Raw genomic sequence first — 20,955 nt, 5'->3', positions numbered from 1 at the left:
TGAGCGGCCAGACGCGGCACGTCACGTGCGCTTCGCCTGGCGATAATCGCGCGGTCCTGTGCCGTGGACTTCCTTGAAGGCACGTGCAAAGCTGGCGCGGCTTGTATAGCCGCAGTTGCGGGCGACCTGATCGACAGTGTAAATGCCCATGTCAAGCTGGGAGGCTGCCTGCCTCATCCGGAGATCGCGCAAAAGCTGCATCGGCGTGCGTCCAATGACACTGGTAAAACGTGACATGAAGATTGACCGGCTCTGATTGGCCGCGTTTGCGAGGCTTGCAATTGTATGATTTGCACCGGGTTCCGCGACCATTTCAGCGAAGGCCCGCGCAATTTTCGGGTCGCTGAGCAAGGAAAAGCGCTCTTCCCACAGGTTTTTCGATTTGAGCGAGCGGCGCAGCAGAGCGACGATGACCTGCTTTAACAAGGCGCCCGTCATCGCTCCAGCTGCGATTTCTTTCGCCACCAGTTCCTGGAGCATTGTCTTAAACTGACGCTCCAGGTGGTCGCTCGCGTCAAACTGCTCAACGATGGGAGTGGAAAGCGTACTGAACAGGTCGACTGACGGGCCATACCGAGCCTGAAAAAGACCACAGATCATTGTCGTCTTCGGCTCGGACTCGCCCGCATTAAACTGATATATAGAGTTCACTAGTTCAGCGTCTTCCCGGCGCGCGAAGACGCTGGTAGCAAGCGAGGGGGAGCCATTGGAAGCGGGCACCTCGAGTTCCAACGGGAACCCGGGCGGAACGATGATCAGCGTGTGTGGATTCATCTCCACCGACGATCTCTTTTTTACGTGAAGTTTACCTGTGCCTGAGAGAATGTAATAAAGTCCCGGCTCAATATGGCCGTCGATGACGACTTTGAAACCGGGGCTAACCAGCCACTCCGAAAGTCCGATTACCTGAACCTCGAGGAGAGTGATCAGGCTGTTCAGATCAAACTGAGAGACGGAGGATGCAGCGCGCGTTGCCAAGATTCTAGTCCTTCGGTTGCGTTCGTTCACTTCGTTGAACAGTGCGCTTGGAAGACTGTTGCAGCGAATCCGGTTCAAACGAAGAGCGAATCTTGCGTTCATCGGCATATACCATACTTGTCGTGAAACTGTCTCGCATACGTCCGCCTCTAAGCAACCGGTGACCGTCAACCAAAGTGGTCACAAATTATATTGAACATATAGCTGCTCGAAGTCGATGCCAGGATTTGGCTCCTTGATGCTCGCGTTAGATAGATGCTGGAAGCGAAAACCGGCCGCATACTGTTGGTGGCTCCCAAAGCTTGCTCCGACGCCGACCATGTCTGCAAACTGAAAAGCACTGGACATCATGTAGTGGCTGGAAATTGAGGGGTGTGAAAGCAGTCGGACGCCGACTCCAGCCTCAACGAAAGGGCGAATCGCTCCACTACTTTTGATGAAACGGAAGACGGGCGTCACGCCAAACTCAAAAACATTGTCATGCACATCCGCCGTGCTCGAGTGCCAGTAAGCAACATGCCCTTCGAAGACTGCCGCGAAGTGCCAGCCGCCGATCTCCCACCAGGACCACTGTGGATCCCACACGCCACCGAGATCGACCTTGCTCTCGCGCACGTCATGACTGTTTGCGATGCCGCCCGCGACCTGTACTCCAAACTGATCCGCACGAGCAGGTCCTGGTGCGGCGAATGAGAACGCCATCAAGGAGGCGGCTCCAATAAGTGAACGAGACGTTAAGCCGGAGAAGCCACGAACAATTGGATGCCCGAAAAGTCCTTTTAGATTCTTCACTTGTGTTCGATTTGGTGATAGGTTGAGCTTACGCGGAACCCGACGGGATCGGGACCGCGCATCGACGTAATGTAGCGTTTTTACGGCTGACTGTTGTGAATAAGTTTATCCATGTACGAGACGTCCTGGAGCGTTGACGCGGCTATACGTGCGTATAGAAGATTCACCGGCACGATGAAACGCAAGCTGTACGCGCGCATTGCGGCTCATGGCGGTAAGGCGAAATCGCATAAGACGGGGTTTTGCCGGAGCATGGCATTTCGGCCTGTATGTTCAACGCTAACGCAGTTGAACTGCAGGGTCTGATTGAGGCGACACGCGAACTGCTGGATGCGCAGCGGTGATCGGCCTTGCGATGCGTGTACCGCGAGGTCAACCTGATATGTGATTTCGAGTATGCGACGTTGAAGGCAGCCGCTGATCCTAGCCTGCGCTCATGAGACGGCGCCATTGCCCCGGTGTCATGCCTATCTTATCGGTGAACGCGCGCCGAAATGCCGCGACGGATCGCTACCCGACTGAGTCAGCCACGGCTTCCATGCTCATCGCCTGCTTCTTGAGCCCATTGGCGGCCCGGCTCATGCGCAATGTCGGTGATCATGTCGATGGCGGATCGCCCGAGCTTGTCTGAAAGTGCCGCATGAAAGTGGCGCGTGACATGCCGGACAAGTCAGCGAGATGAGGCAGCTTCCGCGGCCGCGCTGGATAGTCGGCCCTGAACAATTCGTTTCTCGTGCCACCGGCATCACACCATCACGTCGGCGGCAATCCGGCGGTTGATCAGAGCGGCGAGAACGAAGGCGCAAAGAAGCCGCAGCTTCCGGAGGATCATCCGCAGGTTGTAGCCAGCGCCGCACAGCACCGCGTGCATCGCATCGCCGAGCGCGCCTTTGAGCCAGTTCCGATCGAGTTTTCCGTCCATCTTCATATGGCCAATGGCTGGCTCGATCGCGCTGCGCCGCCTGATCATCGCGCGTAGTGTGCGTGTGATGCCGCGCCGCAAACCCGGGTGGTAGATCTTCACGCCGTCGATGGCGACGCCCTTGTAACCACGATCCACGATTACCACCTCGGGCTTCATGTCACTCAGGATCTCGGCCTGTTCCAGCGCTTCAGCCAGCGTATGCCCGTCGTATGGATTGCCCGGCATCGAGCGCATGCCGACCACCAGCCCTTCCTTGTGTGTTGTCGTGATCGACACTTTCACGCCGAACTCGTAAGGGGTGCGTGCCTTACCCTTGGCCAGACACTCGACTTCCGGCGCGTGCAGCGCATACAGCTTGTTTTTGTCCTTCGGCTTTTGCGACAGGATGCGCTTCGTGCGAGCAACCAGATCCAGCAGCGCCGCATGACCGCTGCCGCCTACCTGGCCGGCCTGGCGTTCCACGTCACGCATGACGCGACCAACCCGGGAGCGCAGCGTGCGCAGTGCCTTTCTCATTCGTTTGAACTGCTTCGCGTGCGCGTAGCGGCCAATCTGCAATGCAAGCCGTGGTGCTTCGCGGTTGTAGTTCTGCCTGAGCTTCAGTCCGTGCCGCGCCGCGGCCTTCACAAGGTGTTCGCGACACCGCTCAAGCAATCGCGAGTCGGTTGGATGGGCAATCGCTTTCTCCATGACCGTGGTGTCGACGATCACCCGCTTCACGCTCGACGCCTTGATCACGCCGGCACGTCTGGCTGCGTCGATCGTCTCCGCCAGCAACTCCTCAACGCCGGCTTCGCCCAGGCGCTTCCTCCAGCGCGTCAGGCTCGACGGATCGATCGGCGGTTCGGTTTGCAAATAGGTTTCGCCGGTGAACACCTGCCAATACGGGTTCTCCACCCATTGCCAGACCACCTCTTCGTCGGACAGGTCGAACGCATGCTGCAGATACAGCAGTCCGGCAATCAGGCGCGGCGACGTCGCTGGCCGCCCCTTGTGCGACACGAAGCTTTCTCTCATCAATGCGTCCAGCCGCTCCCAGTTGATCAGCTCAGTCAGGCGTACCAACGGATGCTTCAGGTTGATCTGTTCTCGCAGCGGTTGCCGGAAGAAATCTCGCTCAGTTACAGGCGGCTTCGGACCCATCTGCACCTCGTCAGGATTTGCAGGATTCACGCATCAATATGCCAGGTCTCTGCAATTCCCACAACACCAGTTCGGCCCCAAAGCCATGCCATATAAGGCTCACCGGATTGTTCAGGCTCGACTGGATAGGGGAACATGGCGGAAATGGCGGGCGCCAGTCGTGGATGACCAGCAAGCGCGAGCAGGCCTGCGGGGGCCTGCTCGGATTCACTCGTCGCCCGTAGCGTGAGTGTGAACAGCGCTGAAGAAAGGGCGTAGCAGGCCGGCGATGGTGATCGCTTGCAGGAGATGGCTCAGCCAGTCGACTTGAGACATAGGACCTTCGCAACTTGCGACGCTCTAGCATCGTATGCTAGTAGCACATCTGTTGACCATCACGCTGCCGCGTGTGCGGCCAAATCGGGCCTGGTGCGCCTCAAACCATGATCCTGATGCTGTTTCCACAAGGATGGCGCGGCGGCGAGCGAGCCCTGAAGCCGAGCCCGCGCGAGTTATCACGTGAATTGTTTTCGATACTGAAACCCCGAGCAATCAATGATGCGGTCGTAAAGCTGCATCGCGTTATCGTTGGATTCGTGCGTCAACCAATGCACACGGGCCGCCCCATTGCGTCTCGCATCGACGAAAACGTGCTCGATCAGCGCCCAGCCGACGCCGCGGCCACGCGCATTGTCGGCAACGAATAGGTTCTGAAGATAGCAATAGTTGCCGGTCGTCCAGGTCGATCGGTGGTAGATCAAATGCACCAGCCCTAACACTTGTTCTCCTGCGATGGCAAGCGCTGCGTACATTGGTTCTGCCGGATCTAAGAAGCGTGCCCACGTCTGGAGGGTAACGGCCTCCGGGATATCCACTTCGTAAAATCGCTGATAGCCTTTCCACAGCGGAAGCCAGATATTAAAATCGGCGCTCTAGACGGCTCGGATTTCGATTGATTGCATAGAATGCTCCTCAAATAAGAACGCTAGGGATGATGAGACATGGAATGTGTTCATGCACTGGCCATCGTCCGCGGTGATCAATAGCCGCTGTAAGCACCTTATCCTTTCGGCCCTTCGTTATGCAGCCGTCACTTGCAGTCCGCGCTGTACCGCTGGCCGCGAGAGACCATCGTCGAGCCATCGTTGGACGTTCTTGAACCGGTCGAATCCGACGAGTTCCCGTGCCTCATAGAAGCCGATCAAGTTGCGCACCCACCCGAGCAGCGAGATGTCCGCAATGCTATATCCGTAGTCCATTACCCATTGACGAGTCACCAGCCGTTCGTCTAGAACGCCGAGCAGACGTGCTGACTCGGTGGCGTAGCGATCGCGCGGGCGCTTGTCCTCGTATGCCTTACCGGCGAATTTGTTGAAGAAGCCAACCTGGCCGAACATCGGCCCCACACCACCCATCTGCCACATCAGCCACTGGATTGTTTCGTAGCGCCTGTTAGGATCGCCCGAGAGGAACCGTCCGGTCTTGTCGGCGAGATAGATCAGGATTGCTCCCGATTCGAACAATGCGAGTGGACGGCCGCTGGGCCCATTGGGGTCGAAGATCGCTGGAATCTTGCCATTAGGGTTGAGCGCTAGAAAAGCCGAATCCTGGTTCTCGTTTGCGAGAATGTCGATGCGGTGCGGCTCATAGGCGAGACCTGTCTCCTCCAGCATGATCCCGACCTTCACGCCGTTGGGTGTTGGAAGGGAAAAGAGCTGGAGCCTATCACGGTGCTTCGCCGGCCAGCGCGTGAAAACTGAATGATTGAGTGTCACTTTTTGCTCCTGGACTCAGTCGTTTGTACGAAAGGCCTTGTCCGCCTTCGCAAGGCTCTTTCCTTTGGGTGCCCGGGCTTCGGTGCCATGCGCGCATCACGCGGGGGCTCCAGGAGCTCCGCGAGACGGCTCATGCAACCAGGTAGGGTCTCAGATCGAGCCAGCCGGTGTAACGGCGGGAAAGTCTTTCTCGGGGTCAAACACGTTGTTGAAGAAGTTCGTCAGGGAATACATGGCGACCAGCGCGACGATCTCCATGACGTTCGCATCCGTGTACCCGGCATCGCGGACGGTTTTCAGATCGGCGTCAGTGACCTGGCCGCGTGTCTCGATGACCTTGCGCGCGAACTGGACGGCGGCGTCCCGCTTCGGATCGCTCGCGTGGCCCTTCCGGGCGAGAACGACTTCTTCCGGCGGCAGTTGAGCCATATGCTTGGCCGTAAAGCTGTGGACTGACAGACAGTAGTTGCAGCCATTCACCTCGGAGACAGCTAGACCAATACTGTCGCGCGTCTTCACGTCGAGCGCCTTACTCAAGGACCCAAGCAGGGTCGCCCACGCGTTGAACGCGATCGGGCTTTGTGCGAAGGATGCCATCATGGTCGGAGTGAATCCGATGTTTTTCGTAAAGGCATCGAGAGTCGGTTTTGACTCAGCTGGCACCTGTTCCGGCGATAGTGCAACAGTTCTCGGCATCTCAGTACTCCTTAAGCAACATTTTACTAAGTGAGAGAAGTCCATGTAGGAGCTCTCCGTCGGCTTACTTCGTGCCCAAGGCAGGGTCGAAGCTGGTTAGGCCTTCAAGTGGGAAGTGGTGTGTGATTGCCCCTCACTTGCTGGCCGGTTAATCTGTCGCCGCGGTCGCTGCTGCGGCGACGCACTCATACCAGGTCCAAAACATCGCCCACGGGGCGGCGCGGCTTTTGTGCCCAATTTCCCGAACGCTCTGCACCTACTGTCAACAACATGACCGGCACTTCGTCGTCGGCCAAACCAAACTCACGGTGCACGGCTTCGGCATCGAAACCGATCATCGGAGTGGAACCCAGTCCAAGTGAGCGGGCCGCATAGATCATCGCTGCTGCGCCAAAGGTGCCACTGCGCACTGCTTCGTCTCGCTGCCGCTGGGGGTGCTCCTTGTACAGACCGCGCGCCGGGATTTCCCATTCCGGCACCATCTCTGCCGGCATGACGCCGGCTTCGACCAGAGGAGCCAGGCGATCAGGTATCACGCTCGAATCGGCCAGCTGGCCGCAGACGATGAAGGTAACGGCGGCATCGGTGATCGCGGGCTGATTCCAGGCGATCGGACTGAGCTTGGCCTTGGCTTCGGGTGTACGGACGGCGATGAAGCGCCAGTTCTGCAAGTGAAAGGACGTGGGCGCCGAGGTGCCGATACGCACCAGTTCGCGAATCTGGTCGTCGCTCAAGGTGGCGGCGGGGTCGTAGTACTTGGCGGCGCTACGGCTCAGGATACATTCGATGACGGCATTGGTCTTGATGGTTGCGTTGGTCATGCTGATTCCTATGGTTTAGGCGACAGGTTCGGCTACAAGATTGCTCTTGTTCTATGCAGAGCTGTTGTCATTCAAAACGCTGTACGCGTTCGGCTTGATTGAGCTGGTCCATTGAAGCCGTCGAAGGTGACCCAGACGCGGTGAACGCGTTCGGGACTTGGGCGCTGGCAACGTTGCTGACCCGCACATAGCTATCAGCGGTCGCGCCGATTGCGGACTCAATGACCGGAACAGGGAAACGGCTCATCGTGGGGACGCCTTCATCAGGTAGTTATGAGTCTCTACTGTAAGGCCGCCAGATACCGATTTCGAGACTGTATTTACTCAATCAAATGCTAGAAAGGATCAAATCAACGAGGCAATCCATTCCTCAATGCCGGTGCAGTTAAGTACGATGTAGTCGACTCAGTCGAATGCTCGAACATGAAGACGTGCGTTTTCGCGAGGGCGCTACGGGCGGCATCGGCAGCGACAGCCTTGCGAGAGCGTCTTCCGGACTGTGGATCAAATGCGAAGCGCATTACCCTCCGTCGCGCGCCTGGCTGCGCCATTGCCCCGGTGTCATGCCTATCTTATCGGTGAACGCGCGCCGAAATGCCGCCACGGATCGGTATCCGACTGAGTCAGCCACGGCTTCTGTGCTCATCGCCGGCTTCTTGAGCTCATTGGCTGCGCGGCTCATGCGGATGTCGGTGAGCATTTCGGTGGCCGAGCGTCCAAGCTTGTCCTGAAACTGCCGCATGAAGGTGGCGCGTGACATGCCGCACAAGCCAGCCAGATCAGGCAGATTCCACGGCCGCGCTGGATCGGTGAACATGGCGGAAATGGCAGGCGCCAGTCGTGGATGACCAGCAAGCGCGAGCAGGCCTGCGGGGGCCTGCTCGGATTCACTCGCCGCACGCAGCGTGAGTGTAAATAGCGCTGAAGAAAGGGAGTTGAGGATGGCGAGCCCGCCCGGTTTGTCGCTGGCGGATTCCTCGCGCATCAGCGCTACAAGACTGGCCAAGTGGTTCGACGCAGACACAGGCCCCTGTTCCGCCGATCCGGCCGCCGCCCGTACCACCAGATTCGTCGGGAGATAATCGCGAATCAGCCGGTCGTGGGGCGATCCGATGAAAAATCGGCCGCATAACATATCCAGATGCTCGCCATCGCCATCGCCGTCGTTCTGGCTGAGCGTCCAGCCTGCAGAAACCTGGCGATTATAGGTAGGGCCTGGTGCATGCCCGCTGCCATCATGGAGCACGTGGGCTGACCCGCGAGTCACCAGCACGATGTCTCCGCTCCCCAGTTCCCTGGTGGTTCGTGCCTCCGGATCCTCAATAATGGCCCGGCCTTTCAGGACGACGTGGTACGGAATTTCATGGGCCGCAGACTTACCCCAGGCCACCTGCCAGGGCGAGCCATAGGCGCAGCGTACTTCGAGCTGGCCCGCGATGGTGATCATTTGCAAGAGATGGCTCAGCCAGTCGATTTGAGACATATGACCTTGAAAATTGAAACGCTCTAACGTCGTGCCAGCGGGCTCTCGCAGCCAGCGACAATCTCGTTCTATTTCGTCCCGGCAGGAAACGCATAGCAGGGTTCCTCGTCTAGCGTTGAACCTGTCGAACTGCTCGCGCAGATACAACAGACGCACTTAAAATGATGGCATCGCAAGTTTGACCAGATACTATGGCCCGCCGAGATCGTGGATTTGCAACAAGCGTCTCGTCGTCCCTGGCAGCGTCTCCGGCCGGTTAATCTCATCGGAATGTCGCATCGATTTGACGACGAGAGTTGGACACGATCGCAGTCTTTATCGGTCGTTCTGCCGATGACAATGACGAGTGCGCGATGAATTTAATCGGGCGACGATACTTCGCCGCCTCGCGGAGATCTGCCTGCTTTGTTTTTTTAACGGCGGGCGCTGTAGGTCCACGAAAGCTGCTTCATCGCGCCTCTGATTGGTTCGCTATGAGTCCTCTGACACAAATCCTTGTGAAAAGAAGCGCTGCTGTCCATCTTCGTCAAGCTGACTAAGCACTTCATTTGTCCTCTCGTTAATCAGCATCTCAATTGTCCCGGTAATCGTTCGATCGAAATGAAATGCAAGACGTTCTAGACTTCGCTTCGTAGCAATAGATACGAGGCAACTGATACGTTCATGTTTTCCTCCAACGCCAAGCCGCCTCTCCCGATACTGTCTTTGTCGTTCTGAATTTGAAAGTGCCATGGATGGTTTCCCGGTTTTTGCCAATAATCGTTTGGCGACCCATTGTTGCGATCGCCGTCCGCGGAATCCTTTTGACAGCCTGCTGCAGATCGAGAATGAATTTCCGGAATGCGTTAGTTGGTGCAATCCGCACATGTCGACTCCTCCATCGATCCAGCGTATTCATTTACGTCCGGATAAAATCGATCAACGGCAGGTCAATTCAGCCTCGTTGCTTTTTTCGCAATCTCTTGGTCGCCGATCACGCAACCACTTCCCGATGAACCTGCTGTCCTAGGTTCAATTAAACTTTGAATACTTCACCAGTGCAACGAAATCAAAGTCTCTATTTGAGATACGTGCGTATAGGTTTGTTAACGGTGAAGATGATCGATGCACGTGCTCTCCGCATGCGGTGTCCGGTCTGACCGCGTGATAGGGGAGAGGCCATACGTCTAAATCGTCCAGGCGACACTAGTGGCCGGATGAACTTCTCGCTCGAGACAAAACGGCGTTTTGCTCCTCTGTGCCGATGATCCGTTCAGATACTTTACGTAAGGAGGCGGCGCTACTACCTGTACCTCTTTTTCGTCTTCGACCGTCTGCGGAAATGTAAATCCGCGATGATGATGCGGTCTTGGCGCCTAATGGGAGAAACGCCGACTGTCAGAGGCGTTTCTCCGTCTTTCCGATCGCTATTCGATAGCCACGGCGTCAGCCTTTCACTGACAACACAGAGTCAGGCGTGCGACGAAAGCTGATGGCTAGGCGGTTATAGGCGTTCATCAAGCTAATGGCCATTGTGAGGTCGGCGAGCTCTTTCTCGCTGAACACTGCGGCGACGGTAGTGAAGTCGTCTTCCGGCACGTGGGTATCGGCTACGAGGGTTACTGACTCCGCCCATGCCAGAGCAGCTCTTTCACGGTCAGTGAACATCGTTTCCGCCTCACGCCAAGCTTGCACGAGGGCCAGCTTTGCTGGCGTTACGTTCTTCTTGATCAAGTCCTCAGTATGTTTGTCGAGGCAGTAAGCACAACCATTGATCTGGCTCACCCGCAGATAGACAAGGTCAATGAGGACGTCTTCAAGCCCCGACTCCAGTACGTAACCATAAACGCCACCAAACGCCTTCACACCGCCGGGCGAAGTTTTCATGTAGTCCAATCTCACTTTCACTCTCCTACTTGACGTTGGTCGTCAGTTGCTTATCATCCGAATCGACAACGAAGACCGCAAGTAGCTTCGCGGGCTTCGTCTTGCTCGCATTGCGGCTCACTGCGTGTAGGGAGCCGGGTTCCTCGAAGAAGCTCTCGCCCGCCTTGTAGACGTGCTCAGGCTCGTTGTTCACTTTGCTGACTACGCTGCCCGAAACGACGTATGCGTAGATGAATGCCGATTTGGCATGCGTGTGAGGCTGTGAGGTGCCACCGGGGGGGTAGACGACTTCCACGGCCGTTAGAGACTTCCCGGGAATGTTTGGTAGCACCCTTGAGACATTCGGCTTGACCGTTTCGCTGACATCGTGAGCCGCGGCGGCACCGGCATAGCCCGAACTCATGGCGACGACAAGAGAAGCAAGAATGCTACGAATTTTCATGATCAGATCCTTGAACGTTAGAATCATGAACTGTTACAAGTTCACCGAAAAGGACCAAGAACGTAAATTTTTATTGGACCATGGGCTATGACTATTCTGAATCTGACGCTTGACCGTGCGTCCAAGACCTCGCTGTCAGAGCAGATCCGACTGTGCATCATTGGTGCGATCGAAAGTGGAATACTTGTTCCTGGTGCCAGGCTGCCGTCGTGGGTGGACTTGGCTACACAGCTCGGAGTGGCCCGCGGCACGGTCCGGACAGCGTATGAGCGGCTGACCGATGCGCAGTTGGTCGTTTCATCTGGCGCGGGCGGGACCCGAGTCTCCGACCATACGAGCATGGCGCGTCCTTCCGCGGAACCCGCGCGTTCCATCGAGACGAATCAACCATCTGCCTTATATCAACACTTCCTGCCCGGGTCTGCCATCTTTCAGAATGGAGTACCAGCGTCGGACTGTTTCCCTCGTATCTTGTTTGCGCGGCTCAGAGCTCGTGCGGCACGTGACGAGGTCGAAGCGCTCGCGTCCTATCCTGACCCTCGCGGCGAACATGAACTGCGGCGAGAAATCGCGGCCCATCTGGCTTTGTCGCGCGGCATTGAATGTTTGCCCTCGCAAATTTTCATCTCGGGAGGGTTTACAGGGGCGCTTGGCGTCGCACTCCGAGTAATACAACCGGAAGGTCGAAAGGCATGGGTCGAGAACCCGGGATTTCTCCCCAGTCGCATGGCATTGGAGCTTTCGCGGCTCGAGACGGTTCCCGTTCCGGTAGACGAAGACGGGCTCGACGTCGCCTACGGCGAACGGCACGCACCGGACGCTGCGATTGCTCTCGTAACGCCCGGGCAGCAGGCGCCTTTAGGTCCGACATTGTCGCTTGCCCGACGCGTTCGGCTCCTGGAATGGGCAGGGAATGCCGATGCCTGGATCATTGAAGACGATTACCTGGGTGAACTTCAGCTGAGACGGCGCGCGGCGCCCGCCCTTGGATCGCTGGATCGAGCGGGCCGGGTGATTCATATAGGGTCTTTCAGTAAGACCATCAGCCCGACACTTCGGCTCGGGTTCGTAGTTGCGCCAGCTTCCCTCGTATCGCGGTTTGAAGAAGTCGTGGCCTGTCTCGCCACCGCTCCCGGTCCGGCCGTGCAATTGGCGACGGCGGAATTCATGCGAGATGGGCACTATATGCGGCATTTGCGCCGGATGAAGCGAATCTATGCGAGCCGAAGCAACGCGGTTCTGGCGACTCTGGAAGCCAAGGGGTTGGAGGTCTATCCATCCGGACTTGCAGTGGTGCTCAGGCTTGCCGATGGCGTGGACGATAAGAGGATCGTCCGGGCCGCATATGCCTACGGGCTGGCACCGGGGCCTTTGTCACGATGGTATTGTTCCGAGGACACACAGCGATCGGGACTCCTCCTCGGCGTGCCCACTGCGATTGAACGGCAACTTCCCAATGCGTGTGATCGTTTGCAACAGCTGATCCGGAAGCTCTCGTAGGCGCGCCGCTTGCCCGAAGGCTTTCTTTCGCTATGATGCACTTGGGGCATACCCGCATCGCCTGCTGGTGCAAGCGCGTAGATGTCGGACATGAAACCACACCGGCTTGCCGTGCCCGGCAAACGGCTAATGACCGGCGCTCAGGCCGCCGTCGACGTGCAGGATTTCGCCTGTGACAAATGGTGCGGAATCAAGAAAGAGGATTGCGTTAGCGATATCGCTCATGTCGCCCATGCGCCCCAATGGATGCAAGGTTCCCAGTGCCTTATGGGTCTCGAGTGCATGCATCGGCGACTTGATGAGTCCGGGCGCGACGGCGTTCACGCGAATCCCTTTTCTTGCGTACTCGATCGCCAGCGACTTCGTAGCCGCGTTCAGACCTCCCTTGGTCAAGGCCGCGAGAACCGAATACACACCGGTGCGCGGAGCGTCAATTATGCTTGCCGTGACGCTAACTACATGGCCGCTCGAATGTTTTTCCATTTCCGCGATGGCGAGCTGAGTGATGTGATAGAAGCCTGACAGATTTACGTTCACCACTGCTGCGTAATCTTCGAGTGTGTTTTCCGTGAACGGTTTGCCGATGTAGATGCCTGCGTTGTTCACCAATGTGTCAATCCGGCCAAAACGCGCGATGGTTTCGGAAATCACGCGTTGCGCGGTTACCGGGTCGCCAATATCACCGGCGATGGTCATAAAATTCGGCTCGTCCGACGGTTTGATTGAGCGCGCAGTGGCGACAATGCGATAGTCGAGCCTCTGAAACATCTTGACGACTTCGCGGCCTATGCCTTGCGAGGCACCGGTTACGACGACAACTTTTTGTGATGTGCTGCTCATATTGTCCTCAGTAAGCTTATGGCGGGGCTGTAAGAGCATCCTAGCTTGCAGCTCCGCCCACGCCGGACATAGATGCGTCAAGCTGGATTTCGCGCACACCAACTGGCTTGTTTGCCAACTGCAGCCAGAGGTGACGGCGCATCCGCCCGATTGACGCTTTGGCGTTGCGCTCGCATCAGTTGAAACCGTCAGGAAATCGTTTGGATTTCCGTTACGAGCGCAGAAGGTTTAGATGGATCCAGCCGGTGTAACGGCGGGAAAGTCTTTCTCGGGGTCAAACACGTTGTTGAAGAAGTTCGTCAGGGAATACATGGCGACCAGCGCGACGATCTCCATGACGTTCGCATCCGTGTACCCGGCATCGCGGACGGTTTTCAGATCGGCGTCAGTGACCTGGCCGCGTGTCTCGATGACCTTGCGCGCGAACTGGACGGCGGCGTCCCGCTTCGGATCGCTCGCGTGGCCCTTCCGGGCGAGAACGACTTCTTCCGGCGGCAGTTGAGCCATATGCTTGGCCGTAAAGCTGTGGACTGACAGACAGTAGTTGCAGCCATTCACCTCGGAGACAGCTAGACCAATACTGTCGCGCGTCTTCACGTCGAGCGCCTTACTCAAGGACCCAAGCAGGGTCGCCCACGCGTTGAACGCGATCGGGCTTTGTGCGAAGGATGCCATCATGGTCGGAGTGAATCCGATGTTTTTCGTAAAGGCATCGAGAGTCGGTTTTGACTCAGCTGGCACCTGTTCCGGCGATAGTGCAACAGTTCTCGGCATCTCAGTACTCCTTAAGCAACATTTTACTAAGTGAGAGAAGTCCATGTAGGAGCTCTCCGTCGGCTTACTTCGTGCCCAAGGCAGGGTCGAAGCTGGTTAGGCCTTCAAGTGGGAAGTGGTGTGTGATTGCCCCTCACTTGCTGGCCGGTTAATCTGTCGCCGCGGTCGCTGCTGCGGCGACGCACTCATACCAGGTCCAAAACATCGCCCACGGGGCGGCGCGGCTTTTGTGCCCAATTTCCCGAACGCTCTGCACCTACTGTCAACAACATGACCGGCACTTCGTCGTCGGCCAAACCAAACTCACGGTGCACGGCTTCGGCATCGAAACCGATCATCGGAGTGGAACCCAGTCCAAGTGAGCGGGCCGCATAGATCATCGCTGCTGCGCCAAAGGTGCCACTGCGCACTGCTTCGTCTCGCTGCCGCTGGGGGTGCTCCTTGTACAGACCGCGCGCCGGGATTTCCCATTCCGGCACCATCTCTGCCGGCATGACGCCGGCTTCGACCAGAGGAGCCAGGCGATCAGGTATCACGCTCGAATCGGCCAGCTGGCCGCAGACGATGAAGGTAACGGCGGCATCGGTGATCGCGGGCTGATTCCAGGCGATCGGACTGAGCTTGGCCTTGGCTTCGGGTGTACGGACGGCGATGAAGCGCCAGTTCTGCAAGTGAAAGGACGTGGGCGCCGAGGTGCCGATACGCACCAGTTCGCGAATCTGGTCGTCGCTCAAGGTGGCGGCGGGGTCGTAGTACTTGGCGGCGCTACGGCTCAGGATACATTCGATGACAGCATTGGTCATGGTGGGTGCGTTGGTTATAAGTTGAGGGACAACAGTACTTGCGTAGTGGTGGCAACTGATTAGATTTCGACGGGGTGTTTCCTTCTATGCTTCGGTTGATTGCCCTATGGATGACCGGGTTGCGACCGGTCCTCCTTTGCGAGATTCGCCCGTGAAGCATACCGACGAACTTCGCTGCTGCACTTGACGTGGCCTCTAGTTGCCGAGCGGCCCAAGCAGCGCGTCACGGTTTATTGCAGTGTCGTGCCAGACTGGTTCGCGGCGTCGCGCTGGAGTTGCTCAAGGACGGACATCGCATCCTCGGCAGCTTCGAGCGGCACAAATATGTGATCGTGATAGGTTGCGGCGACTACATTGCAGCTGATTCCGACAGCGCCTAGTGCACCGGAGAACAAAGCCGTAAGCCCCGCGGAAGTCAGGTCCGAGCGAAGCAGCAAAGTTATCCATGCTGCACGAAACGTAATTTTCAAATTGAATCGCTCCGCTACTCCCAGCTCCACAAAAACAGTTAGTCCTTCTTGCTCCCGAAAAGTCCCGATGATCGCGCTGCCCGGGATGCCTTCAGGAGCTCTTTCACCCAAAGCAAGACTTACAAATGCGACGCGCTCCTGATTGAGGATTGGAGACATAGATGCGATGAGTGTCGTCAGATTCGTAGTACTCTCGTGCATGTTCTGATATCCCAAAAAGACCAAATCGCACGATGAGTAGCGGTCTGGCTGAAGCCGTGAAGCGTTGGCCAAACAGATGGCCATTAAGTGGGATTGCCACTAGATCGCTTAGGAGCGCACTTATGGCTCGATCGGATGCTGAAGGTTGCACAGAAGGTGCGCTGTCAGGAAAACTGACCCACCGGAATCTGGAACCTCTCGACGTTGTTCGACGTAGTGGCGTATCCGATGAGTGTACAAAGAGCAAGCGTATTGTTGGCTCATGCCTGAGGATATGAAGGCGATACCTCGTCGGCCTTGCTGGAATCTGCGGCATGCGCAAGACTGTAGCGATCCGGATCATGACGACCGCGGCGGCTTCGCTGTCAGGGAGGATGACCGGCTTCAGAGATGATCAACGTTGTGACGCGTCGTTGGCGTGGCGCAGCATTGAGAGTCACAGTGGCCGTTTCGGGTGTAGGTCCGGGACAACTTCCGCTAGCTCTCCGTTGCGGCCCGGTCTCGAGGGCGAAAGTCTATCAACCAGATGCTCTATGAATGCAGACGAAAAATCCCCGTTCAACCTGGAACCCGAGGCTTCGAAAAATGCTACGAATGAACAGTCGCCTGGCGGGACGGGCGACTTTTCTGATGCCGCCTCGGAGCGCCCTGTCCTCAAGCACGGTGTTTCCGCAAATTATGGTCTCTACACCTCCAATGCACCGTCGAGTCATGTACCGGTCACATCCCGGAATACGCCTGAGGGACGCTCTGCGAATTATGGCTATTACCTTAACCGAAGTCGCGCGCACGAGGAAGAGCACGGGCCGGGAGGGGCTGCACTCAAGCAGCGTCGCCCACAGATGTATCCCCGACTCAGCGATTCAGACGTCGAACGGGTGCGTAAGGTTGGTACGGTGGAGTCTTGGAAAGGGGGCGACACCATGTTCCGCGCCGGCGAACCGGGACTCGGGCTACGAATTATATTGCGTGGCAATGTCTTGCTTACCAGGCGAGATGGACTCGGGCAATCACGATTTATGGCTGAGCTAGGCGAAGGACAATTCGTTGGAGAGACTGCGCAGCTGACGGGAAAGCCACATCTTGTAGATGGATACGCGGTCGACGATGTCTGCTCGATTCTGATCTCACCGGCGCAGGCGCGCACGCTGTTGGTTGAAGAAGCACAGCTTGGGGAGATCATCATGCGCGCACTCATACTGCGTCGCACAGAGCTCGTTCAAGAGGGCAGCGGCCCGGTACTGATCGGGCCTGCGACAGACACCAAGACAATTGCGCTCGAGGGGTTTTTTCGGCGGGTAAATCATCCCTACCGCGTGGTCGACACCGAAAGTGATGCAGAAACCGTCAGCGTCCTTTCAAAGCTTCCGGATTGGCGGGAATCAACGCCAATTGTGGTGTTCCCAGACGGAACTATACTGCGTTGCCCGGACGAGGCTACCTTGGCTGAAAGGCTGGGGCTTTTGCCAGAATTGACTCCGACGAAGATTTTCGATGTCGCGATAGTCGGGGCGGGGCCAGCCGGATTGGCTGCTGCAGTGTATGCGGCATCAGAAGGCTTGTCCGTCATAGTATTCGACTCACATGGTGCTGGGGGACAGGCAGCGGCCAGCGCACGTATCGAAAACTATCTCGGCTTTCCCGCTGGAGTCTCCGGGCAGGCATTGGCCTACCGGGCATTCATGCAGGCAGTAAAGTTCGGTGCGGAAATTTCGATTCCGTCAGAAATCTTGAAGCTGGAGTGCGCGGAGTCGCCGCTTGCAGTGCATCTTACCGGCGGCCGTTTGGTCCATGCACACTCAGTCGTGATTGCCACCGGGGCCTCTTATCGTCGTCCAGACATCCGTGGTCTGGATTTGGAGACCACGAAAGGCGTCTATTATTGGGCCTCATCGGTCGAGGCGAAGCTTTGTCAGAAGGCAGAAGTTGTACTTGTCGGAGGCGGGAATTCAGCCGGGCAGGCAATCGTGTACCTCTCGAACTATGCTAGCCACGTCCACGTACTCGTGAGGCGTGAAGGGCTCGAAGAAAGTATGTCTCGATATCTGATCGATCGCGTAATGGCGCTACGCAATGTGACGATCCATACACGCGTGACGATCGAATCAGCGTCCACCGATGAAGACGGACTCTGCGGCCTGGCGTTGACGGTGAACGGGCGTGATGCGTCCATTGCGACGAGACATCTCTTTCTGTTCACAGGTGCCGATCCAAATACCAAGTGGCTTCGCGAATGCGAGGTAGAAGTTGACGACAGGGGATTTGTTTTAACGAAGGCTGTAGCGTCGTCCGATTCTACTGGTTGCCTTACATTTCAGACCAATGTGCCTGGTGTTTTCGCGATAGGTGACGTGCGCTCGTCGTCTATCAAACGAGTTTCGGCCGCGGTGGGGGAGGGTGCGGCGGTCGTGTCGGAAATTCACGCGATGCTCACGCGAATGAGTGTGCACTGAACATATCGCCAAGGCTATCTTGTAGTTGGGGTTAATCTGATGAGTTCTTGAGCGCGTCATGGCAACACACACTTTCGTGCAGTAATGTGCCTCGATGGCGCGTTAATGTTGTCGAAAGGAGGTCAGTTCCGCACTGCCATCTCGGGCGTTTGCTTTTGCTCTGGAATGGAACTGTTTGTCGGCAGCGGTTGGTCGACGCAGTTCAGGTGCGACCGCACGTTTAGAGTGGGGTTCGGTGTTCTTTCATCCACCTGATGAGTAACGCCCAAGGCTTAAGCTCGGCGGCGATCTCGCCGCCGGTAGGCAATCGCGCGTCCGGTTTCGATCCCGAATCCGCAACTGCGTTCGTTCTGGGGTGCGACGCCCGCTCGTGCGCGTCCGGCGTCTACGCCATTCTTTGGTATAGACACCAGATTTGTTTCAGACTAACTGGCATAAGGGATGCCATCGGTCAAAATAGACCATCAAGACATTTCTGCCGCCTCGGTAGCGCCGCTTGGTGCCAATTGAATTGACTTCATCAGAAGGCAGGCAGACGCCGCGAGAAGAACAAGGTCCTTAAGCAGGAATTGCCCGACATCGCCTGATAGCCACGGGAATCCGCCTAAGGGAGCCGCGGTTACGCCAGGGGTGCTGAACATGAACGTCAAGGTGATGATATAAGTCGCGCACGACATCGCAGCGCCAAGGGCCGAAAAGATCGGCATAGATGCGCCAAGGATGAGGGCGACAGCCGTCGACAGTTCGAGGACGCCGATGACATTGCTCGCACCTTGGACGCCGAATAGGGTATTGAGCCAACTCATGATCGGACTATGTACGATGAATGAAGAAATCCCGTGGGCCTCGTAACTAGTGAACTTCATGCAACCGAACCACAGGAAAATGATTACCAACGCCCAACGAAGGATCCCGACTGGCCAGACGGAACTGTCATACTTTTCGGCGACGTGTACGTTCTTAAGCATATCTTCCGTTCCATTAGATTTGGTTTGAGAATTTGGCTGAAGGAGCCAACGCCTTATGGTTGTGTTGCAATCCGGGCGTGCGTCGACAAAGCGACTCTTGGCGGGACGAGCAAGCCAACTGAACGTCATCCTGATGCCCAAATCGATCTGTGGCTGTTATACGTGGGAGTGCTCAGTGAGCATCAGATATAGAAAATGATATCCCCTGGCTTCACGATTAACAAATATACGTGAGTATCGTTTGATGTCCAGATGGACCCGCAGGGACGAATTCGAGCAGTGACGAGCGGTCGTCGTAACTTTCCTCTTCTCAGATGGGCTGCCAGTACCAACCATCGTGGCATATCGCTACGCCAAGGGATGCGGAAAGTCCTTTCTAATTCGGAGCAGCTATCGAGATGACGAAATCGCTGACGCCTTCGGGTAAAGCGTGTCACAAATTGGTGACAGCGCGAGTGTGCGTGCCGTAACGTGAGTGAGCGCCGAGCAACTCTCGAAAAGGTCGATGCGCAGGCCGACCCGAGCACCTTATCGGGGAAGGCTGACACGACTGGATGGTATGCGCCATTCCCGGACTGGTTCGTCAGGCAAAACTTCTGCCAAGGCTCGCCTTCTCGGCTGCGGAAGGCCGCGTGCGGCCGAGGGCGTGTGAAAACACAAAAGTACTTGGTTTTCGGGTGTCGCTTTAGCCTTCCCGGGTCGCCACCAGCCCGTTACACGGCGATCTGGAGGGTCGGCTTTTAAGAAGGCCTCAGGCAAAGCGCGTTTTCACACGCCCTCGGCCATCCTGGGACGTTGGCCACGCTCGTGACGCAGACATTTGAACGACAGATAGCACCCGGCGAACCCATACCATTTAGCCGGGCTCCGAGACGCGTTCGGTTGAATGCAGCATGCCGTTGCGGTCCACGTGAAAAGTGAAGCCGCGCCAGGCAACCCGCGTGGAACTGTAGCTCGCGAGAAATACGAGAAATAACGCAATGTCCCATACCGGCAGCAGCCACGGGCTGCGATCGGCGTGGCACAACGCCCGGTCTGCCCGAAGCTTAAGAGCCCTTAACAAAATGAACAAAGGGGCTGTTTACTCTCGATGAATCCTGTTAACCTTTTCATTGTTTCGACGACGAAAAGGACATGGCTAAACCCATACTCGACGACGAACTTTGGGCACTCATCGAACCATTGCTGCCCCCTCCCAAACCAAGGCGAAGCCGTTATTCAGGGCGCAAGCCGCTCGATGATCGTGCGCTGCTCACGGGCATTCTGTTCGTCCTGCAGACGGGCCTGCGCTGGGACCTGCTGCCGCGCGAGATGGGCTGCGGCAGCGGCATGAGTTGCTGGCGCCGTCTGCGGGACTGGCAGGCTGCCGGCGTCTGGGAGCGACTGCATGAAGTCCTGCTCGCAAAGCTGCGCGCGGCTGACCAGATTGACTGGTCTCGTGTCGTCGTCGATTCCTCCTCGATCCGCGCAGTGGGCGCAGGTCAAAAACGGGACCGAATCCCACGGACCGCGCGCGACCCGGTTCAAAGCACCACCTCATCAGCGAAGCGCAGGGCATCCCGCTCGCGGTAATCCTCACGGGCGCCAACCGTAACGATGTTACCCAGCTTCACCCGCTGGTTGACACCATCCCGCCCATTGCTGGCAAGCGCGGCCGGCCGCTTTCGAAGCCCCGCATTGTTCAGGGCGACCGAGGCTACGATCACGACAAATACCGCCGTCCGCTACACGCAGCCGGCATCGCGACTGAAATCGCCCGACGCGGCGAGCCCCACGGCAGCGGACTGGGCAAAACACGCTGGGTTGTCGAGCGCACCATTTCATGGCTCCATAACTTTCGACGACTGCGCATCCGTTTTGAACGTCTTGCATTCATCCATGAAGCCTTCATGAAAATCGCCTGCTGCATCATCTGCTGGCGAAAGCTGAAGAACTCATTTTGTTAACGCTTCTAGAGCGTGTTAGGCACTTTCTGTCAGACCTGGTAACCTGGCGGGATGATAGAACGCAAGCCATACCCGACAGATGTTTCGGACGAGGAATGGA

20 protein-coding genes and 2 pseudogenes are annotated in these 20,955 nt (G+C 57.1%); 4 read left to right on the top strand and 18 right to left on the bottom strand.

What is annotated here, in order from left to right; translation table 11 throughout:
- Positions 1-21: 21 nt before the first annotated feature.
- The 11 genes and pseudogenes from HDG33_RS29040 to HDG33_RS29000 all read right to left on the bottom strand — a co-directional run bounded on the left by HDG33_RS29040 (position 22) and on the right by HDG33_RS29000 (position 8,592).
- Positions 22-1,080 (bottom strand): AraC family transcriptional regulator, encoded by a 1,059-nt coding sequence (locus HDG33_RS29040; RefSeq protein ID WP_184037365.1) that lies wholly within the window; start codon positions 1,078-1,080, stop codon positions 22-24.
- A gap of 78 nt (positions 1,081-1,158) precedes the next feature.
- The gene (locus HDG33_RS29035) at positions 1,159-1,680 is read right to left on the bottom strand and encodes an acyloxyacyl hydrolase (protein WP_184037516.1); all 522 of its coding nucleotides are present in this window, start codon (positions 1,678-1,680) and stop codon (positions 1,159-1,161) included.
- Between the two features lie 513 nt (positions 1,681-2,193).
- Positions 2,194-2,475, bottom strand: a pseudogene (locus HDG33_RS38410) (helix-turn-helix transcriptional regulator); the annotation flags it as partial.
- 40 nt (positions 2,476-2,515) lie between these two features.
- The gene (locus HDG33_RS29030; protein WP_184037362.1) at positions 2,516-3,838 is read right to left on the bottom strand and encodes an IS5 family transposase; all 1,323 of its coding nucleotides are present in this window, start codon (positions 3,836-3,838) and stop codon (positions 2,516-2,518) included.
- 113 nt (positions 3,839-3,951) lie between these two features.
- Positions 3,952-4,092: pseudogene (locus HDG33_RS37635) on the bottom strand (AraC family transcriptional regulator); the annotation flags it as partial.
- 240 nt (positions 4,093-4,332) lie between these two features.
- Positions 4,333-4,734 carry a GNAT family N-acetyltransferase gene (locus HDG33_RS29025; protein WP_311548393.1) on the bottom strand — a complete coding sequence of 134 codons (402 nt, stop codon included), beginning with the start codon at positions 4,732-4,734 and terminating at the stop codon, positions 4,333-4,335.
- A 162-nt stretch (positions 4,735-4,896) separates the two neighbouring features.
- Positions 4,897-5,592 carry a glutathione S-transferase N-terminal domain-containing protein gene (locus HDG33_RS29020; RefSeq protein WP_184037359.1) on the bottom strand — a complete coding sequence of 232 codons (696 nt, stop codon included), beginning with the start codon at positions 5,590-5,592 and terminating at the stop codon, positions 4,897-4,899.
- A 150-nt stretch (positions 5,593-5,742) separates the two neighbouring features.
- A complete protein-coding gene (locus HDG33_RS29015; RefSeq protein WP_184037339.1) occupies positions 5,743-6,288 on the bottom strand; it encodes a carboxymuconolactone decarboxylase family protein in 546 nt (181 codons plus the stop codon).
- Positions 6,289-6,473: 185 nt separating this feature from the next.
- The gene (locus tag HDG33_RS29010) at positions 6,474-7,109 is read right to left on the bottom strand and encodes a nitroreductase family protein (protein ID WP_184037356.1); all 636 of its coding nucleotides are present in this window, start codon (positions 7,107-7,109) and stop codon (positions 6,474-6,476) included.
- Between the two features lie 67 nt (positions 7,110-7,176).
- Positions 7,177-7,356, bottom strand: a complete 180-nt coding sequence (locus tag HDG33_RS29005) for a hypothetical protein (RefSeq protein ID WP_184037353.1) — start codon at positions 7,354-7,356, stop codon at positions 7,177-7,179.
- Positions 7,357-7,629: 273 nt separating this feature from the next.
- The gene (locus tag HDG33_RS29000; RefSeq protein WP_184037351.1) at positions 7,630-8,592 is read right to left on the bottom strand and encodes an AraC family transcriptional regulator; all 963 of its coding nucleotides are present in this window, start codon (positions 8,590-8,592) and stop codon (positions 7,630-7,632) included.
- A gap of 730 nt (positions 8,593-9,322) precedes the next feature.
- Here HDG33_RS29000 and HDG33_RS28995 point away from each other — a divergent pair.
- Positions 9,323-9,601: a hypothetical protein gene (locus HDG33_RS28995; RefSeq protein ID WP_184037349.1), complete on the top strand. Its 279-nt coding sequence runs from the start codon at positions 9,323-9,325 to the stop codon at positions 9,599-9,601.
- Positions 9,602-10,017: 416 nt separating this feature from the next.
- On the opposite strand, the gene HDG33_RS28990 is transcribed toward HDG33_RS28995, so the two are convergent.
- Complete coding sequence (locus HDG33_RS28990; RefSeq protein ID WP_184037347.1) at positions 10,018-10,479, bottom strand: carboxymuconolactone decarboxylase family protein; 462 nt, start codon at positions 10,477-10,479, stop codon at positions 10,018-10,020.
- Between the two features lie 4 nt (positions 10,480-10,483).
- The gene (locus tag HDG33_RS28985; protein WP_184037345.1) at positions 10,484-10,900 is read right to left on the bottom strand and encodes a cupin domain-containing protein; all 417 of its coding nucleotides are present in this window, start codon (positions 10,898-10,900) and stop codon (positions 10,484-10,486) included.
- A gap of 87 nt (positions 10,901-10,987) precedes the next feature.
- On the opposite strand from HDG33_RS28985, the gene HDG33_RS28980 reads away from it, so the two are divergent.
- Positions 10,988-12,400, top strand: coding sequence for a PLP-dependent aminotransferase family protein (locus HDG33_RS28980; RefSeq protein WP_184037343.1), 1,413 nt, complete (start codon positions 10,988-10,990; stop codon positions 12,398-12,400).
- 126 nt (positions 12,401-12,526) lie between these two features.
- Here the strand turns inward: HDG33_RS28980 and HDG33_RS28975 are convergent, their stop codons facing one another.
- From HDG33_RS28975 to HDG33_RS28960, 4 genes are all read right to left on the bottom strand, one after another.
- Positions 12,527-13,240 carry an SDR family NAD(P)-dependent oxidoreductase gene (locus tag HDG33_RS28975; protein WP_184037341.1) on the bottom strand — a complete coding sequence of 238 codons (714 nt, stop codon included), beginning with the start codon at positions 13,238-13,240 and terminating at the stop codon, positions 12,527-12,529.
- A gap of 228 nt (positions 13,241-13,468) precedes the next feature.
- Positions 13,469-14,014 (bottom strand): carboxymuconolactone decarboxylase family protein, encoded by a 546-nt coding sequence (locus tag HDG33_RS28970; protein ID WP_184037339.1) that lies wholly within the window; start codon positions 14,012-14,014, stop codon positions 13,469-13,471.
- A gap of 185 nt (positions 14,015-14,199) precedes the next feature.
- Entirely contained in the window at positions 14,200-14,817 is a 618-nt protein-coding gene (locus HDG33_RS28965; RefSeq protein WP_184037337.1) for a nitroreductase family protein, read from the bottom strand.
- Between the two features lie 230 nt (positions 14,818-15,047).
- On the bottom strand, positions 15,048-15,560 hold the full coding sequence (locus HDG33_RS28960) for an ACT domain-containing protein (RefSeq protein WP_260330615.1): 513 nt from the start codon (positions 15,558-15,560) through the stop codon (positions 15,048-15,050).
- A gap of 461 nt (positions 15,561-16,021) precedes the next feature.
- On the opposite strand from HDG33_RS28960, the gene HDG33_RS28955 reads away from it, so the two are divergent.
- Positions 16,022-17,941: an FAD-dependent oxidoreductase gene (locus tag HDG33_RS28955; protein WP_260330614.1), complete on the top strand. Its 1,920-nt coding sequence runs from the start codon at positions 16,022-16,024 to the stop codon at positions 17,939-17,941.
- 464 nt (positions 17,942-18,405) lie between these two features.
- Here HDG33_RS28955 and HDG33_RS28950 read toward each other — a convergent pair whose 3' ends face one another.
- Positions 18,406-18,909 carry a YkgB family protein gene (locus HDG33_RS28950; RefSeq protein WP_184037334.1) on the bottom strand — a complete coding sequence of 168 codons (504 nt, stop codon included), beginning with the start codon at positions 18,907-18,909 and terminating at the stop codon, positions 18,406-18,408.
- 1,134 nt (positions 18,910-20,043) lie between these two features.
- Between HDG33_RS28950 and HDG33_RS28945 the strand changes: the two genes are divergently transcribed.
- A protein-coding gene (locus HDG33_RS28945; protein WP_184037331.1) for an IS5 family transposase occupies positions 20,044-20,855 on the top strand; the annotation gives its coding sequence in 2 pieces (ribosomal slippage) (positions 20,044-20,392 and positions 20,392-20,855; 813 coding nt in all).
- Positions 20,856-20,955 lie beyond the last annotated feature (100 nt).

The sequence above is a fragment of the Paraburkholderia sp. Cpub6 genome, assembly GCF_014201065.1.
GTDB classification, from domain to species: Bacteria; Pseudomonadota; Gammaproteobacteria; order Burkholderiales; family Burkholderiaceae; genus Paraburkholderia; species Paraburkholderia tuberum.
This window is presented reverse-complemented; position numbering and strand designations above follow the sequence as displayed.